This is a genomic window from Reyranella sp. (assembly GCF_965279625.1).
In the GTDB taxonomy this organism is placed as follows: domain Bacteria; phylum Pseudomonadota; class Alphaproteobacteria; order Reyranellales; family Reyranellaceae; genus Reyranella.
The window spans coordinates 518,915-534,836 of the sequence record NZ_OZ257251.1 but is presented as its reverse complement, the minus strand read 5'-3'; the positions used below and the strand labels follow the sequence as shown (position 1 = coordinate 534,836).

Sequence of the window (15,922 nt, the reverse complement as noted above, 5' to 3'; positions counted from 1 at the left end):
CTCAGACCGGCGGCTCCCCGCCGCCCTCCAGCGAACCACCGTGCAGGCCGAGCGACTTGAGCTTGCGATGCAAGGCCGAGCGCTCCATGCCGACGAAGGTCGCCGTCCGTGAAATGTTGCCGCCGAACCGAGTCACCTGCGCAAGCAGGTATTCGCGCTCGAAGACCTCGCGCGCGTCGCGCAGCGGCAGCTGCATGATCTCGCCGCCCTTCTCCCAGCGCAGCACCGACGGCGCGTCCTCGCTCACGTCGTTGGGCAGCACGTCGGCGCGGATCGGCGCGCCGCCCGGCGGCGCCAGGATCAGCAGCCGTTCGATGACGTTGCGCAGCTGGCGCACGTTGCCCGGCCAGTCGTGGCCCTGCAGGGCGGCCTGCGTGTCCTCGCCGATCGGGCGCGCCGGCAGGCCGGTGGCGTCGGCAACGCGCTTCAGCAGGTCGAGCGCCAGTTCGGGAATGTCCTCGCGGCGCTCGCTGAGCGGCGGCACGCGCAAGCCGACGACGTTCAGGCGGTGGAACAGGTCCTCGCGGAACCGACCGCCAGCGATCTCTTCCTGGAGTTCGCGTGCCGTCGTCGCCAGGACGCGGACGTCGATCTCGACCTTGGTCTTGCCGCCGTCGCGCGCGTAGGACTGTTCCTGTAGCACACGCGCCAGCTTACCCTGCAGCGCCAGCGGCAGGTCGGCCACTTCCTTGAGCACCAGCGTGCCGCCATGTGCCATTTCAAAAGCACCCGACACGCGCAGTGCATCGGCATCGGTGTCGCCATCGGTGCCGAATAGTTCGATCTCCAGCCGCTCGGCCGGCAGGGTCGAGCAGTTGACGACGACGAACGGTCCGTCGGCGCGCTTCGAGCCCTGGTGAATCAGCCGCGCCACCGTCTCCTTGCCCGAGCCGGAGGCGCCGGTGATGAGGACACGGCTGCCGGTCGGTGCCACCTTCTCGATCTGCGCGCGCACGTTGCCCGCGTCGCTGGAGGAGCCCACGAAAGTCACCTCGCCGCCGGCGCGCCGGCGCAGTGCCACGTTCTCCCGTTTCAGCTTGTCGGCCTCGATGGCGCGGTCGACCACCAGGAGCAGGCGATCGGCCTTGAACGGCTTCTCGACGAAATCGTAGGCGCCGCTCTTGATCGCTGACACGGCGGTATCGATCGTGCCGTGACCGCTGATCATGACGACGGGGATCGGCGGATCCTCGCGGCGGATGACTTCCAGGATTTTCAGACCGTCGAGCTCGCTGCCCTGCAGCCAGACATCGAGAATGACCAGCGCCGGGCGGCGTTGCCGCACGGCGTCGATGGCTTCGGTGCTGTTGTGCGCTCGGCGCGCGGTGTGACCCTCGTCCTCGAGGATGCCGGCGATCAGCGTGCAGATATCGCGTTCGTCATCGACGATCAGAATATCGTGGGCCATGTCACTTCAAGCAGCCCGCATGGATCGGCGGGTCATTGTGCGGCTGTCGCATGCGGTCGAGCCGACGCGATTTCCTTCGCGTCCCGCCGGAATACCAGACTGATGCGTGCGCCGCCACCCTCACGATCCTGCAGCGACAGGAACCCGCCATGGTCTTCCATGATCTTCTTCACGATCGCGAGGCCGAGGCCGGTGCCCTTGCTGCGGGTCGTCATATAGGGTTCGGTCAGGCGTTCGCGCCCCTCCTTCGGCAGTCCCCGGCCATTGTCCTCGACGACGATCCGCACGCCGGCGCCGTCTTCGATCAGCGACAGGCTGATCTCGCCCTGTGGCAAAGGCGTGTCCGGCGTTACGTCCCTGCCCTCGATCGCCTCAGCCGAGTTCTTCAGGATGTTGGTCAGCACCTGCGAGACTTGGCGCCGGTCGCAGTTGAGCGTCACGGGATGGGCAGGCAGGTTCACCACGTAACGGATATCCGGGTTGCCGTTGCGTTGCAGGAACAAGGCCTGCTGGCACAGCTCCTTCGCATCCTCTTCCTTCACCGTCGGCCGTGGCATGCGAGCGAACGACGAGAACTCGTCGACCATGCGCCCAATGTCGCCGACCTGCCGGATGATCGTGTCGGTGCACATCGAGAAGGTCTCGGGGTCCTCCTTGATCTGCTTCAGGTAGCGGCGCTTCAGCCGCTCGGCGGAGAGCTGGATCGGCGTCAGCGGATTCTTGATCTCGTGGGCGATGCGGCGGGCGACGTCGCCCCAGGCCGCCATGCGCTGGGCCGACATGAGATCGGTGACGTCGTCGAAGGTGACGACGAAGCCGGCGCCCGTGGCGGCGCTGATGCGGACCAGCAGGATCTGCCGCGATCCGCGCTGCAGGATCTCGACCTGCCCCTGGGTCATTCGATCAGGGCGCTCGCCCGCCTGGGCGACCAGCGGTCCCAGTTCCGGCATCACCGCGATCAGCGGCCGTCCCAGCACACCGTCCTCCGGCAGCGCGAGGAGGTCGAGCGCCGACCGGTTGGAGCGCATCACGATGCCTTCCCCGTCGACGCTGAGCACGCCGGCGGAGACGCCCGCGAGGACCGCATCGGTGAGGCGGCGACGGGTGTCGAGCTCGGTATTGGCATGCACCAGTTCGCCGCGCTGCTGTTCGATCTGGCTGGCCATGCGGTTGAAGGAGCGCGCGAGCTGGCCCAGCTCGTCGTTGGGCGGCCCCTCCTCAACACGGGCGCTGAGATCGCCCCCGCGCACCCGCTCGGCCGCCAGCATCAGGCCGCCGATCGGCTCGGTCAGGCGCGTGGCGAACAGGATGGCGAGCCACACGGCGGCCAGCAGCATGAGGAAGGCGATCGCGCCGCAGACCACGAAGATGATGAGCTGGCTGCGCCGCAGCGCCGATTCGATCTGCGAGTAGAACGAGCCCGCAAACTCGATGCTCTTGATATAGTCGACGACCCTGAGGTCGACGGCATGGCCGGTCGCGAGGAACAGCGGCTCGCCAACGAAGAGTTGCATCACGAAGTAGGCGCCGGTCGGCGATTCGATCTGGACCGGCCGCGCCTGGTTCACCGCCTGCCAGAGGAACTGGGCGGGCGGCACGGGATTGGCCATGCCCGTCGCATCGGGCGCCTTGGCCTGGGCGATCACGCCCTTGTCGGCGTCGAGGACGGTGGCTTCGATGATCGGTCGTCCCTCGATCAGGCGCTCCAGCATGGCCTTCGTCGCCGCCGGATCGCGCACGCCGTCGACGCCTGCGTTCTGCAGCGGTGCGGAGATCGCCTCGATGTCGTTCAGGATCTCCTGCTCGCGGGCGCGCCGCACCGGTTCGCCGATGGCGCGCGCCGCCTCGTAGGAAGCCTGCGACGGCTTCACGACGAAGTCGGTGAAGCTGATCACCAGCATCGACAGGATGATGGTGACGATGACGGTCGGCGTGATGGTGAAGATGCTGCAGACCAGCACCAGCCGCATATGCAGACGCGACCCCGCCGCGCCGCGCCGGCGGTCGAGCCAGAGCTGGGTCAGGCGGACGGCCACCACAGAGACCAGGGCGATCGCGATGATCAGGTCGGCCACGAGCAGGCCGGTCATCCAGCCCCGCGTACCGAACGACTCCGGCACGAAGCCGGCAAGCCACGCATAGGTTGCGCCGCCGGCGGCCATGGCGAGGATGGCCAACGAGACGGCGGCGACACGGCCACTGAGGCTGCGGAGCACCGCGCTCATCTTGTCGCCCAAGCGTGAAACGCCCAGCGCAGTTGCCACTGAATCACCCGCCTCGGCGAACCTGCGGCGTGCGAACCACGGGGACGTCGAGGTCCTTTATCTTCTTGCGCAACGTGTTGCGATTGAGCCCCAGGAGACGGGCCGCGCGCAACTGATTCCCTCGGGTAGCCCCCAAGGCCAGCGCGAGCAAGGGGCGCTCGACCTCGGAAATGACACGATCGTACATGCCGTCCGGCGGCAGGCGGTCGCCATGGGCGTTGAACATCGCCTGGAGATGACGGTCGACGGCATCCGCCAGCGAGACATCGTCGGGTGAGTCCGACGATTCCGGCGCCGGCTCCATCGCCGACACGGCGTCGGCCAGCTCGGCCTCGATCGTCTCCACGCCGATGATCTCCTCGGAGTAGAGCGCAGACAGGCGGCGCACGAGATTCACGAGTTCGCGCACATTGCCCGGCCAGCGATGCTGTTTCAGCCGCGCCATCGCCTCGGGCGACAGGACCTTGGTCGGCAGCCCGTCCGCCGTGGCGGCCTGCAGATAATGGTTGGCGAGTTCGGGAATGTCGTCCAGACGCTCGCGCAGCGGCGGCAGGCGGATGGGAACGACGTTGAGGCGGTAGAACAGATCCTCGCGGAACAGGCCCTGCTGGATCAGCCGGCGCAGGTCGCGATGGGTCGCCGCCACGATGCGGACGTTGGCCTTGATCGGCGTGCGGCCACCGACCGTCATGTACTCGCCTTCCTGCAGCACGCGCAGCAGGCGGGTCTGCGCCTCGGGCGGCATGTCGCCGATCTCGTCGAGGAACAGCGTGCCGCCGGCCGCCTGCTCGAACTTGCCGGCCGACCGCTGCACCGCGCCGGTGAAGGCGCCGCGCTCGTGGCCGAACAGCTCGCTCTCGATCAGCTCGCGGGGGATCGCCGCCATGTTGAGGGCGATGAACGGACCCTTTCGGCGCTTGCCGTAATCGTGCAGCGCGCGCGCCACCAGCTCCTTGCCGGCGCCCGACTCGCCGGTGACCATGACCGTGAGGTCGGTCGCCATCAGGCGGGCCAGCGCGCGGTAGATTTCCTGCATCGCCGGCGAGCGGCCGATCAGGGGCAGGCGCTCGCCCTCTTCCCGCGGCTGCACCGTGCGCGGCATCGAAGCGGCCGGTGCCGACAACGCGCGGTTCACCACCGAGATCAGCTCATTGAGGTCGAACGGCTTGGGCAGGTACTCGAACGCACCGCGCTCGGTCGCCCGCACCGCCGTCAGCAGGGTCGACTGTGCGCTCATGACGATGATGCGCAGGTCCGGGCGCAGCTTGCGGATGCGCGGCACCAGGTCGAGACCGTTCTCGTCAGGCATCACCACGTCGGTGATGACGAGCTGCCCCTCGCCTTCCTGGATCCATTGCCAGAGCGTTGAGGCGGTCCCGGTGCTGCGGACCGTATGGCCCTGCCGGCCGAGGGCCTGATGCAGGACGGTGCGAATGGCGCGGTCGTCGTCGGCGACGAGAATGGTGGTGCCTTCGCTCATGGCGTGGCCTGCGGGAACTGGAGCGGCAACATGACCCTGAATGATGTGCGACCGGGCTCGCTATCGAATTCGATGGCGCCGCCATGGTCGTTGATGATCTTGGCGACCAAAGCAAGACCCAGGCCGGTTCCGGTGGGCTTGTTGGTCACGAATGCGTCAAACAGGTGACTGCGGATCTCGTCCGACACGCCGCGGCCATTGTCGCGAACGGACACGACCAGCGGCAGATTCACCCTCGTCTGCTGTCCGGGCACGGCCAGCCGCAGCCCGTGGCGATAGGCAGTCGACAATTCGATCTCGCGATCGACGTCGCCTGGCGCCTCGCAGGCGTTCTTGACGAGGTTCAGGAACACCTGGATGAGCTGGTCGCGGTCGCCGTGCACGTCCGGCAGCGACGGATCGTATGTCTCGATGAAGCGCACGCCTTTGCCGAAGCCGTTCTGCGACAGGCGGCGCACATGGTTCAGGACCTGATGGATGTTGATCGGCCCACGCTCGATCGGGCGGCCGTCGGCGAAGGCCTCCATACGGTCGACCAGGGCGACGATGCGGTCCGTCTCCTCGCAGATCAGCTCGGTCAGTTCGCGATCTGAATCCGGCACCGACTGTTCGAGGAGCTGGGCGGCCCCGCGGATGCCGGACAGCGGGTTCTTGACCTCGTGCGCCAGCATGGCAGCCAGCGCGCTCACCGAGCGGGCGGCGCTGCGGTGTGACAGCTGGCGGTCGATGCTGCGGGCGATCGTCTGCTCGACCAGCGAGATCGCCACCAGCCCTTCGCTGTCTACGACCGGCGACAGGCGGAGCGCGCAGAAGCGCGTACCGATGCGCGGCGACGCCAGCGTCACCCCGTTCTCGGCGACCGCGCCGCCGGTCACCATGACCTGCTCCAGAAGAGAGAAGAGCGGCGTGTCCTCGGGAATGAACTCACTCAGCGGATGACCGACCAGGCGGGCCCGGCCGACGCCGAAGAATTGTTCGGCCGAGAGGTTCGCGTAGTGCATGCCGCCGTTTGCATCGACGACGATGATCGCTTCCGAGAGAGAATCGAGAAGAGCCGTCGGAAACTGATCGCTCATGCCGTTCCGTTTGAGAGGGCGCAGGGACATCAGGCTGCCTGCCGCTCCGCGGCCGGCAGGAAAAACGAAGCGAGCATGCTCCGCACCTTGCCGGCGTCGGTCTCGCGGTTGAGCGCCGCCCTGAAATCGGCCGAGGCCGGCAGCCCCTTGGAGTACCAGCCGAGATGCTTGCGAGCCATGCGTACCCCGGTTTCGAGACCGTAATGTTCCAGCATCGCTTCGAAATGCGTCCGCACCGCCGCGTACTGCTCGGCGATCGAGGGATCGCGCAGACGCTCGCCGGTCCGCAGGTAGTGGATCGCCTGGTTGGGGAACCACGGGCGGCCATAGGCGCCGCGGCCGATCATGATCCCGTCGGCGCCCGACTGTTCAAGCGCCTGGTCGACATCGTCGAGCGTGTTGATGTCGCCGTTCACGATCACCGGCAGCTTCGTGGCCTCCTTCACGGTGCGAATGAAGGCCCAATCGGCATGGCCCTCGTAGAAGTCGCAACGCGTACGGCCGTGCACGGTCAGCATCCTGATGCCGCACGCCTCGGCAATGCGCGCGAGGTTCGGGGCATTGCGGTTGGTCGAGTCCCAGCCGGTCCGCATCTTGAGCGTGACCGGCAGCTTCACGGCCTTCACTGTCGCCTCGAGGATCTTCGCGGCATGGACCTCGTCGCGCATCAGCGAGGAACCGGCATGGCCGTTCACGACCTTCTTCACCGGGCAGCCGAAATTGATGTCGATGATCGCGGCACCACGATCCTCGTTGAGCTTCGCGGCCTCGGCCATGACCTCGGGCTCGCAGCCTGCGAGTTGCACCGACATCGGAAACTCTTCCGGCGTGGTCTTGGCCATCATCAGCGTCTTGCGGTTCTCGCGGACCATCGCGGCGGACGCGATCATTTCCGAAACGACGAGCCCTGCCCCACGCCGCTTCACCATTTGGCGGAAGGGCATGTCGCTGACACCTGACAGCGGGGCCAGGATGACGGGGTCCTCGATGCGAACGGGGCCGATGTCTATTGGGGCAAGGCGGTGTGCGTTTTGCATTCTTTGTTCAGTTTGTAGGCATCTTGTGCAGTGCACAATAATTAAGCGAGCAATAGCCTGTGCCGCCAAACTGCGCAAGGGTCGGAAGTGCGCATTCCCTGATGCCAGTGTTATTTAGGGGCCGTGACCCATTGTACAGCCCTCGTCGTCGCGGCCGGCCGCGGCAGCCGCTTCGGCGGTCCACTGCCCAAGCAATATGCGCTTTTGCGCGGCCAGCCTTTGCTGCGCCGGACAATCGCTGCCCTCAAGGCCGCACCCGGTATCGACCGGATTCTGGTCGTGATCAGTGCGGAAGATGACGCCCACTACACAGCGGCGACGGCAGGATTGGGGCTGCCCGCGCCCGTGCTTGGAGGCGCCAGCCGGCAGCAATCCGTGCTGAAGGGCCTCGAAGCGCTGGCCGATACAGCGCCGGAATTCGTCGCCATCCACGACGCCGCGCGCCCCTTCGTGCGGCGTGACGATATCGAGGCCTGCCTCGCCGCCGCCTCGGCGGAAGGAATCGACGGCGCGATTCTGGGCATGCCTCTCGCCGATACGCTGAAGCGTGTGGGCGACGGCCAGGCGATCACCGAGACCGTGCCGCGGCGCAACCTGTGGCGCGCGCAGACGCCTCAGGTCTTCCGCTTCGCCCCGCTTCTGGCGGCGCATCGCGCGGCCGCTTCTCTCGGCGCCGACGAAGCGACGGCGCTGACCGACGATGCCGCCGTCGCCGAGCGCGTCGGGCTGAAGCTTGTCATGGTGGCGGGCAGCGGAGATAACCGGAAGATCACCACGACCGCCGACCTCATCTCCGATCACATGGAAACGCGCACCGCCCTCGGCTTCGATGTGCACGGCTTCACGCCCGGCAATGCCGTGATGCTGGGTGGTGTTGCCATCCCGCACACCCACGCGCTCGCCGGTCACTCCGACGCCGATGTGGCGCTGCATGCGCTGACCGATGCCGTGCTGGGAACGATCGGCGCCGGCGACATCGGCAAGCACTTCCCGCCCTCCGACCCGCAATGGCGCGGCGCCTCCTCCGACCGCTTCCTGCGTCACGCCGTCGACCTCGTGAGCGCGCGCGGTGGCCGCATCGTTCACCTCGATGTCACGATCGTCTGCGAAGCCCCCAAGGTCGGCCCGCATCGAGAGGCGATGGTGAAGAGCATCGCCGCCATCGCGGGCGTTGCGGCCGAACGTGTGAGCGTCAAGGCGACGACGACCGAGGGATTGGGCTTCACCGGCCGGCGCGAAGGCATCGCGGCCCAGGCCATCGCAACCGTTGAACTGCCAGGGAGCTGAGCGGCACATGTTCGATCACGAAATGCGGGAAGCCGCGGAGCACGTCCTGTTCGCCTGCCGCAAGCGCGGCTTCAAGGTCGTCACGGCCGAGTCCTGCACCGGCGGCCTGATCGCCGCCGCCCTCACCGCCATCGCCGGCTCGTCCGATGTCGTCGATCGCGGCTTCGTCACCTATTCCAACGAAGCCAAGCGCGAGATGCTGGACGTGCCGTGGGATGCGATCGTGAGCCATGGCGCGGTGAGCGAGCCGGTGGCGCGCGCGATGGCCACGGGCGCCCTCGCCCGCTCCGGCGCACAGCTCTCGGTGTCGGTTACGGGCGTCGCCGGTCCCGGCGGCGGGTCGGCCGAGAAGCCCGTCGGCCTCGTCCATTTCGGCGCCGCCCGCTCGGGCTTCGAACCGGTGACCGAACATCACGTCTTCCCTGGCGACCGCGACGGTATCCGCCGCCTCACGGTCATCACGGCGCTCGCCATGTTGGCGAAGCTGGCGGAGCGATAGTCGCAGGCTTGTCATCCTGAGCGCAGCGAAGGATCTCGCGCGGCCCAAGTCGGACGTTGATCGTTTCGTGAGGTCCTTCGCTTCGCTCAGGACGACAATTTGGCGCCGGCCGATTTCGGGGGGGCACCATAAAGCTGCGCCGCCCTCGCCTCGAACGCCGAGACCATGCGGCGGACGGCCTCGGCGAACAGGAGCTGCACGGTCTTCTGCAGCAGGATGGAGCGGAAATCGAATTCGAGTTCGAAGTCGATCTGCGTGCCCTCGGGATGAGGCTTGAACAGCCAGCGGCTTTTCAGCAGCCGGAACGGACCTTCGGTGCCGGTCGTGACGATGCGCATCCCTTCGGGATCGTCGGGCGACAGCTCGACGCGCGAGACGAACTTTTCGTGGAAAGGGCCGAAGCCGATCGCCAGTTCGGCGATCTCGACGTTGGGCTCTTCGCGCCGGCGAATGCGCCCGGCGAAGCACCAGGGCAAGAACTCCGGGTAGCGCGGTACGTCGGCCACCAGGTCGAACAACTGTCGCGGCTGAAACGGAACGACTCGCCGTTCCTGATGACGGGTAGCCAAGAAACCGTCAGCCCTTGAGCTGCTCTAGCTGGGCCACGCGCGCGGCCTTGAGGCGCGCGAAATCGTCGCCGGCGTGATAGCTCGAGCGCGTCAGCGGCGAGGACGAGACCATCAGGAAGCCCTTGGCCCGCGCCATCTGGGCGAGCTCGGAGAATTCGGCAGGCGTCCAGAAACGGTCGAGCGCGGCGTGCTTGGGCGTCGGCTGCAGGTACTGCCCAATCGTCAGGAAGTCGACGTCGGCGGCGCGCAGATCGTCCATCACCTGCAGGATTTCCTCGCGCGTCTCGCCCAGCCCGACCATCAGGCCGGACTTGGTGAACATCGCCGGATCGATTTCCTTCACGCGCGAGAGCAGGCGCAACGAGGTGAAGTAGCGCGCGCCCGGACGGATCGTCGGGTAGAGCCGCGGCACGGTCTCGAGATTGTGGTTGAAGACGTCGGGCCGCGACGCGACCACCGTCTCAATGGCGCCCGGCTTGCGCATGAAGTCGGGCGTCAGGATCTCGACCGTGGTCGTGGGCGCCGACTTGTGCAGCGCGGTGATCACCTCGGCGAAGTGCCCTGCCCCGCCATCGGCGAGGTCGTCGCGATCGACGGATGTGACCACGACATGGCCGAGGCCGAGCTTGCCGACGGCTTCGGCGATGTTGGCCGGCTCGTGAGGGTTCAGCGCGCCGGGCTTGCCGGTGGCCACGTTGCAGAAGGCGCAGGCCCGGGTGCAGGTCTCGCCCATGATCATGAAGGTCGCGTGTTTCTGCTTCCAGCACTCGCCGATGTTCGGGCAGGCCGCTTCCTCGCACACCGTCGTGAGCTTCAGCTCGCGCATCAGCCGCTTGGTCTCGGCATATTCCGGCGAGTTGGGTGCACGCACCCTGATCCAATCCGGCTTGCGCTGGATGGGGTTGTCGGGGCGATGGGCCTTTTCCGGGTGGCGCTCCGCCCGGCTCAGGGAAAGCTTGTCGAGGGTTCCGTCCATGATCGCCTAGATATGGAGCGTCCGGCCGTACGCCGCCAGTACGGACTCGTGCATCATCTCCGACAGGGTGGGATGCGGAAACACCGTGGCCATCAGTTCGGCCTCGGTCGTCTCCAGCGTCTTGGCGATGCTGTAGCCCTGGATCAGCTCGGTGACCTCGGCGCCGATCATGTGGGCGCCCAGGAGCTCGCCGGTCTTGGCGTCGAAGATCGTCTTGATGAAACCCTCTGGCTCGCCAAGGGCAATCGCCTTGCCATTACCGATGAAGGGGAATTTTCCGACCTTGAGCTCCAGCCCCTTGGCCTTGGCCGCCGCCTCGGTGAGGCCGATGCTCGCGACCTGCGGCTGGCAGTAGGTGCAGCCCGGGATGTTCTCGGTCTTCATCGGGTGCACGCCCTTCACGCCGGCGATCTTCTCGACCACCAGCACGCCCTCGTGCATCGCCTTGTGGGCGAGCCAGGGCGGGCCGGCGACGTCGCCGATCGCATAGACGTTGGGCTCGCCGGTGAAGCCCCACGGGTCGATCACGATGTGGGTCTTCTCGACCTTCACCTTGGTGCCTTCGAGGCCGATATTCTCGACGTTGCCGACGATGCCGACGGCGCTGATGACGCGGTCGACCGTGATCTCCTGCGCCTTGCCACCGACGGTGATGGTGGCGGTGACGTTATTGGCGCCCTTCTTCAGGTTCGACACGGTGGCGCTGGTCAGGATCTTCATGCCCTGCTTCTCGAACGCCTTCTTGGCGAAGGCGGAGACCTCGGCATCCTCGACCGGCAGCACGCGGTCCATCACCTCGGCCACCGTCACCTCGGCGCCCATGGTGCGGTAGAAGCTCGCGAACTCGATGCCAATCGCGCCCGAGCCGATGACCAGCAGCGACTTCGGGAATTCCGGCGGCACCATCGCTTCCTTGTAGCTCCACACCAGCTTGCCGTCGGCCTCGAGGCCGGGAAGCTGGCGGGCGCGGGCGCCGGTGGCGAGGATCACGTCCTTGGCCGTCAGGGTGACGTTGCTCTTGTCCTTCAGCGCGACGGCGACCTTGCGTCTGGCGCCGTCGGTGCCGGCGAGCTTCGCCGTGCCGTCGAACACCGTGATCTTGTTCTTTTTCATCAGCATCGAGACGCCGTTGCTGAGCTGGCTCGCGACCTTGCGCGAGCGCTCGACGATTTTCTTCGGGTCGAACGACACGTCCTTGACCGTGAGCCCATAGGCCTCGGCATGCTTGATGAGGCCGTAGACCTCCGAGGTGCGCAGCAGCGCCTTGGTCGGGATGCAGCCCCAGTTGAGGCAGATGCCGCCCATGTGTTCGCGCTCGACCACGGCGGTCTTGAGCCCGAGCTGCGCGGCGCGGATCGCGGCGACATAGCCGCCCGGCCCGCCGCCCACGACGATGAGATCGAAACTGGTTTCGGCCATGACGTGCTCCTAGGCCAGCATCGCGGCGGGTTGCTCGATATACGCCTTGAGCGTCTGCAGGAACTGCGCGCCCAGGGCGCCGTCCACTACGCGGTGATCGACGGCCAGCGTGCAGCTCATGATGTTGCGGATGACCATCTCGCCCTTGCGGACGACGACCCGCTCCTCGCCCGCGCCGACGGCCAGGATCATGGCCTGCGGCGTGTTGATGATGGCGCCGAAGTCGCGGATGCCGAACATGCCGAGGTTCGAGATGGTGAAGCCGCCGCCCTGGAACTCCTCGAGCTTCAGCTTGCCGCTCTTGGCGCGGCTGGCGAGGTCCTTCATCTCGATCGAGATCTGCGCCAGGCCCTTCATGTCGGCGTTGCGCACGATCGGCGTGATGAGGCCGCGATCGGTGGCGACGGCGACGGAGATGTCGACCGCGCCGTACTGGATCATCTCCTCCTCGGTCCACGAGGCGTTGCACTCGGGATGGTCGCGCAGCGCCTTGGCACAGGCCTTGATCACCATGTCGTTGACCGAGACCTTGGTGCCCTTCTTCTCGACCACGGCGTTGATTGCGGTGCGCGCCGTCAGCAGCGCGTCGATCTCGAAGTCGACCGTCAGGTAGAAGTGCGGGACGGTTTGCTTGGACTCGAGCATGCGCCGGGCGATGACCTTGCGGATGCTGGTGTGCGGCACGCGGCTGTCGCCGGGCGCCACGAAGACCGGCTGGCCGCCGGCGGGCGGCGCCGGAGCCTTGGCCGCGGCCTTTGGCGCCGGAGCCGCCGCGGGCGCTGCACCGGGCTTGGCATTCTCGACGTCGGCCTTGACGATGCGGCCGTTCGGGCCCGAGCCCTTGATCCCGGCGAGATCGATCCCCTTCTCCGCCGCGATACGCCTGGCCAGCGGCGAGGCGAAAAGGCGGGTGCCGCCGGACGAAGCCGCAGGCGCTGCCGGCCTGGGTGCCGGTGCGGGCGCCGCCGCAGCCGGCTTCTCCGCGGGCTTGTCCGCTGGCTTCTCCTCTGCCTTGGGAGCCGGCTTTTCAGGGGCAGGCGCTGCGGATTTGGCGATTTCCTTTTCGCCCTCTTCGAGCAGCACGGCGATAACGGCGTTGACCTTCACCCCCTCGGTGCCCTCCTCGACGAGGATCTGGCCGATCTTGCCCTCGTCGACGGCCTCGACTTCCATCGTGGCCTTGTCGGTCTCGATCTCGCAGACGACCTGGCCGGACTTGACCGTGTCACCGACCTTGACGTGCCACTTGGCGAGCTTGCCCTCCGTCATGGTGGGCGAGAGCGCGGGCATCAGGATGTTGATGGACATGCCGTCTCTCCCGCCTCAGCGATTGCAGACCGCGCGAGCGGCCTCGACGATGTGAGAGGATTGCGGCAGCGCCATCTTCTCGAGGTTGGCCGCATAGGGCAGCGGGACGTCGAGACCGGCGACGCGCTTCACCGGCGCATCGAGGTAATCGAAGGCGTGCTCCATCATCAGCGCCGAGAGTTCGGAGCCGATGCCCGCGAACGGCCAGCCCTCCTCGCAGGAGACGAGCCGGTTGGTCTTCTTCACCGACTCGACGATCGTCTCGGTGTCGAACGGGCGCAGCGAGCGCAGGTTGATGACCTCGGCGTCGATGCCAAGCTTGGCCAGTTCCTCGGCCGCCTGCAGCGCCTTGCCGACCATGATCGAGAAGGCGACGATCGTGACGTCCTTGCCGGCGCGCTCGATCTTCGCCTTGCCGATCGGCAGCACGAAGTCGGGATCCTCCGGCACGTCGAACGACTGGCCGTAGAGGATCTCATTCTCGAGGAAGATCACCGGGTTGGGATCGCGGATCGCGGCACGCAGCAGGCCCTTGGCGTCGGCGGCACTCCAGGGTGCCAGCACGCGCAGGCCCGGCACATGGGCATACCAGCTCGCATAGCACTGCGAATGCTGGGCGGCGACGCGCGAGGCCGCGCCGTTGGGACCCCGGAACACGATCGGGCAGGTCATCTGGCCGCCCGACATGTAGTGCGTCTTGGCCGCCGAGTTGATGATCTGGTCGATCGCCTGCATGGCGAAGTTGAAGGTCATGAACTCGACGATCGGCTTCAGCCCGCCGAACGCCGCGCCGACGCCGAGGCCGGCGAAACCGTGCTCGGTGATCGGCGTGTCGATGACGCGCTTGTCGCCGAACTCCTCCAGCAAGCCCTGGCTGATCTTGTAGGCGCCCTGGTACTGGGCGACTTCCTCGCCCATCAGGAAGACGGACTTGTCGGCGCGCATCTCGGCGGCCATCGCCTCGCGCAGGGCCTCGCGCACCGTGATGTGCTGCGTCCCGCCCTTCCATTCCGGCTCGGGCGCCGGCGCAACGACGGCAGGTGCTGCGGGCGGTGTATCGGCCTTCGGCTTCTCCTCGGACCTGGCTTCAGCCTTGGGTGCTTCTTCCTTCGGCGCTTCAGCCTTGGCGGCGGGCGCCGGCGTCTCGACGTCGGCGGCACTCTCGCCCTCGCCGGCCAGGACGCAGATCGGCGTGTTCACCGCCACGCCCTCGGTCCCCTCCTCGATGAGGATCTTGGCGACCGTGCCTTCGTCGACCGCCTCGACTTCCATGGTCGCCTTGTCGGTCTCGATCTCGCAGAGCACCTGGCCGGACTTCACGGCATCGCCAACCTTGACGTGCCACTTCGCAAGCTTGCCCTCGGTCATGGTGGGAGACAGGGCAGGCATCAGAACCTGAATGCTCATTTGATCAGGCCTCAACCAGAATGTCGGTCCACAGCTCCGACGGATCGGGCTCGGGACTGTGCTGCGAGAATTCGGCGGCGTCGTTCACGATCTTGCGGATCTCCGCGTCGACCGCCTTGAGCGCGGCCTCGTCGACGATCTTGGCGTCGAGCAGGCGCTTGCGGATATGCTCGATCGGGTCGCGCTCGTTGCGGAACTTGTCGACCTCTTCCTTGGTCCGGTACTTGGCCGGATCGCTCATCGAGTGGCCGCGATAGCGATAGGTCTGCATCTCGAGGATGTACGGACCCTGCCCGCTGCGCGCGTGTTCGATGGCCTTCTCGCCCGCCGCCCGCACCGCCAGCACGTCCATGCCGTCGACCCGCTCGCCCGGGATGCCGAAGGCCTCGCCGTGGCGGTAGAGCTCGGTCGTGGCCGAGGCGCGCTCGACCGACGTGCCCATGCCGTAGCGGTTGTTCTCGATGATGTAGACCACCGGGAGCTTCCAGAGGGCCGCCATGTTCATGGCCTCGTAGACCTGGCCCTGGTTGGCGCTGCCGTCGCCGAAGTAGGTCAGCGAGACGTTCTTGTCGCCGTTGTACTTGTGTGCGAAGGCGAGGCCCGTGCCGATCGGCACCTGGGCGCCGACGATGCCGTGGCCGCCGTAAAAGCTCTTCTCGCGGCTGAACATGTGCATCGAGCCGCCCTTGCCCTTGGAGTAGCCGCCGCTGCGTCCCGTCAGCTCGGCCATCACACCCTTGGGGTCCATGCCGCAGGCCAGCATGTGGCCATGGTCGCGGTAGGAGGTGATGACGGCGTCCTTGTCGCGGACATTGGCCTGCATCCCGACCACGACCGCTTCCTGGCCGATGTAGAGGTGGCAGAAGCCGCCGATCAGGCCCATGCCGTAGAGCTGGCCCGCCCGCTCCTCGAAGCGGCGGATCAGGAGCATGTCGCGGTAATGCGCCTTGAGCTCGTCGGGACTGACGCTGTTGTCGCCCGGAGTCGCAGGCGACTTCGCCTTGGCGGGAGAAGGATCGTCTTTCGGCTTCGTGGCCGGCTTCGCCATGGCAGTCCCCTCTTGAACGCGCTTCGGCTTATAGCATCGCTCAGGGCGATGTGTTTGATCTAGCAGGAAAAAACAGACTCGCGCCGGGTGCGCCGCAGCAATTGAGCGATTGTTTGCCTACGACGGATCGCGCCGGACAGTTTC

At 66.8% G+C, this 15,922-nt stretch carries 13 protein-coding genes; 2 read left to right on the top strand and 11 right to left on the bottom strand.

The annotated features are described in order from the left end of the window. Position 1 precedes the first annotated feature (1 nt). Genes ACQY78_RS02395 through dusB form a run of 5 tightly spaced genes read right to left on the bottom strand, consistent with a single transcriptional unit; the run spans position 2 to position 7,265 of the window. Complete coding sequence (locus tag ACQY78_RS02395; RefSeq protein ID WP_428682386.1) at positions 2-1,408, bottom strand: sigma-54-dependent transcriptional regulator; 1,407 nt, start codon at positions 1,406-1,408, stop codon at positions 2-4. Positions 1,409-1,440: 32 nt separating this feature from the next. Next, complete coding sequence (locus ACQY78_RS02390) at positions 1,441-3,633, bottom strand: ATP-binding protein (RefSeq protein ID WP_428682384.1); 2,193 nt, start codon at positions 3,631-3,633, stop codon at positions 1,441-1,443. 43 nt (positions 3,634-3,676) lie between these two features. Next, entirely contained in the window at positions 3,677-5,152 is a 1,476-nt protein-coding gene (gene ntrC, locus ACQY78_RS02385) for a nitrogen regulation protein NR(I) (RefSeq protein WP_428682382.1), read from the bottom strand. Continuing rightward, positions 5,149-6,228: a two-component system sensor histidine kinase NtrB gene (locus tag ACQY78_RS02380; RefSeq protein WP_428682380.1), complete on the bottom strand. Its 1,080-nt coding sequence runs from the start codon at positions 6,226-6,228 to the stop codon at positions 5,149-5,151. Before ACQY78_RS02380 ends, ntrC begins: the two co-directional genes overlap by 4 nt. A 29-nt stretch (positions 6,229-6,257) precedes the next feature. Next, positions 6,258-7,265 carry a tRNA dihydrouridine synthase DusB gene (gene dusB, locus ACQY78_RS02375; RefSeq protein ID WP_428682378.1) on the bottom strand — a complete coding sequence of 336 codons (1,008 nt, stop codon included), beginning with the start codon at positions 7,263-7,265 and terminating at the stop codon, positions 6,258-6,260. Between the two features lie 123 nt (positions 7,266-7,388). On the opposite strand from dusB, the gene ACQY78_RS02370 reads away from it, so the two are divergent. Both ACQY78_RS02370 and ACQY78_RS02365 read left to right on the top strand, forming a co-directional pair. Beyond that, positions 7,389-8,552: a bifunctional 2-C-methyl-D-erythritol 4-phosphate cytidylyltransferase/2-C-methyl-D-erythritol 2,4-cyclodiphosphate synthase gene (locus ACQY78_RS02370; RefSeq protein WP_428682376.1), complete on the top strand. Its 1,164-nt coding sequence runs from the start codon at positions 7,389-7,391 to the stop codon at positions 8,550-8,552. A 7-nt stretch (positions 8,553-8,559) separates the two neighbouring features. Then, entirely contained in the window at positions 8,560-9,051 is a 492-nt protein-coding gene (locus ACQY78_RS02365; RefSeq protein ID WP_428682374.1) for a CinA family protein, read from the top strand. An 86-nt stretch (positions 9,052-9,137) separates the two neighbouring features. Here ACQY78_RS02365 and ACQY78_RS02360 read toward each other — a convergent pair whose 3' ends face one another. The 6 genes from ACQY78_RS02360 to pdhA are packed head-to-tail and all read right to left on the bottom strand — an operon-like array spanning position 9,138 to position 15,778. Further along, positions 9,138-9,620 carry a type II toxin-antitoxin system RatA family toxin gene (locus ACQY78_RS02360; RefSeq protein WP_428682372.1) on the bottom strand — a complete coding sequence of 161 codons (483 nt, stop codon included), beginning with the start codon at positions 9,618-9,620 and terminating at the stop codon, positions 9,138-9,140. 7 nt (positions 9,621-9,627) lie between these two features. Then, positions 9,628-10,596 (bottom strand): lipoyl synthase, encoded by a 969-nt coding sequence (gene lipA, locus ACQY78_RS02355; RefSeq protein WP_428682370.1) that lies wholly within the window; start codon positions 10,594-10,596, stop codon positions 9,628-9,630. A 6-nt stretch (positions 10,597-10,602) separates the two neighbouring features. Beyond that, positions 10,603-12,015: a dihydrolipoyl dehydrogenase gene (gene lpdA, locus ACQY78_RS02350; protein WP_428682368.1), complete on the bottom strand. Its 1,413-nt coding sequence runs from the start codon at positions 12,013-12,015 to the stop codon at positions 10,603-10,605. A gap of 9 nt (positions 12,016-12,024) precedes the next feature. Next, on the bottom strand, positions 12,025-13,323 hold the full coding sequence (locus ACQY78_RS02345; RefSeq protein ID WP_428682366.1) for a pyruvate dehydrogenase complex dihydrolipoamide acetyltransferase: 1,299 nt from the start codon (positions 13,321-13,323) through the stop codon (positions 12,025-12,027). 15 nt (positions 13,324-13,338) lie between these two features. Then, positions 13,339-14,730, bottom strand: a complete 1,392-nt coding sequence (locus ACQY78_RS02340; protein ID WP_428682364.1) for a pyruvate dehydrogenase complex E1 component subunit beta — start codon at positions 14,728-14,730, stop codon at positions 13,339-13,341. 4 nt (positions 14,731-14,734) lie between these two features. Then, a complete protein-coding gene (gene pdhA, locus ACQY78_RS02335) occupies positions 14,735-15,778 on the bottom strand; it encodes a pyruvate dehydrogenase (acetyl-transferring) E1 component subunit alpha (protein ID WP_428682362.1) in 1,044 nt (347 codons plus the stop codon). Positions 15,779-15,922 lie beyond the last annotated feature (144 nt).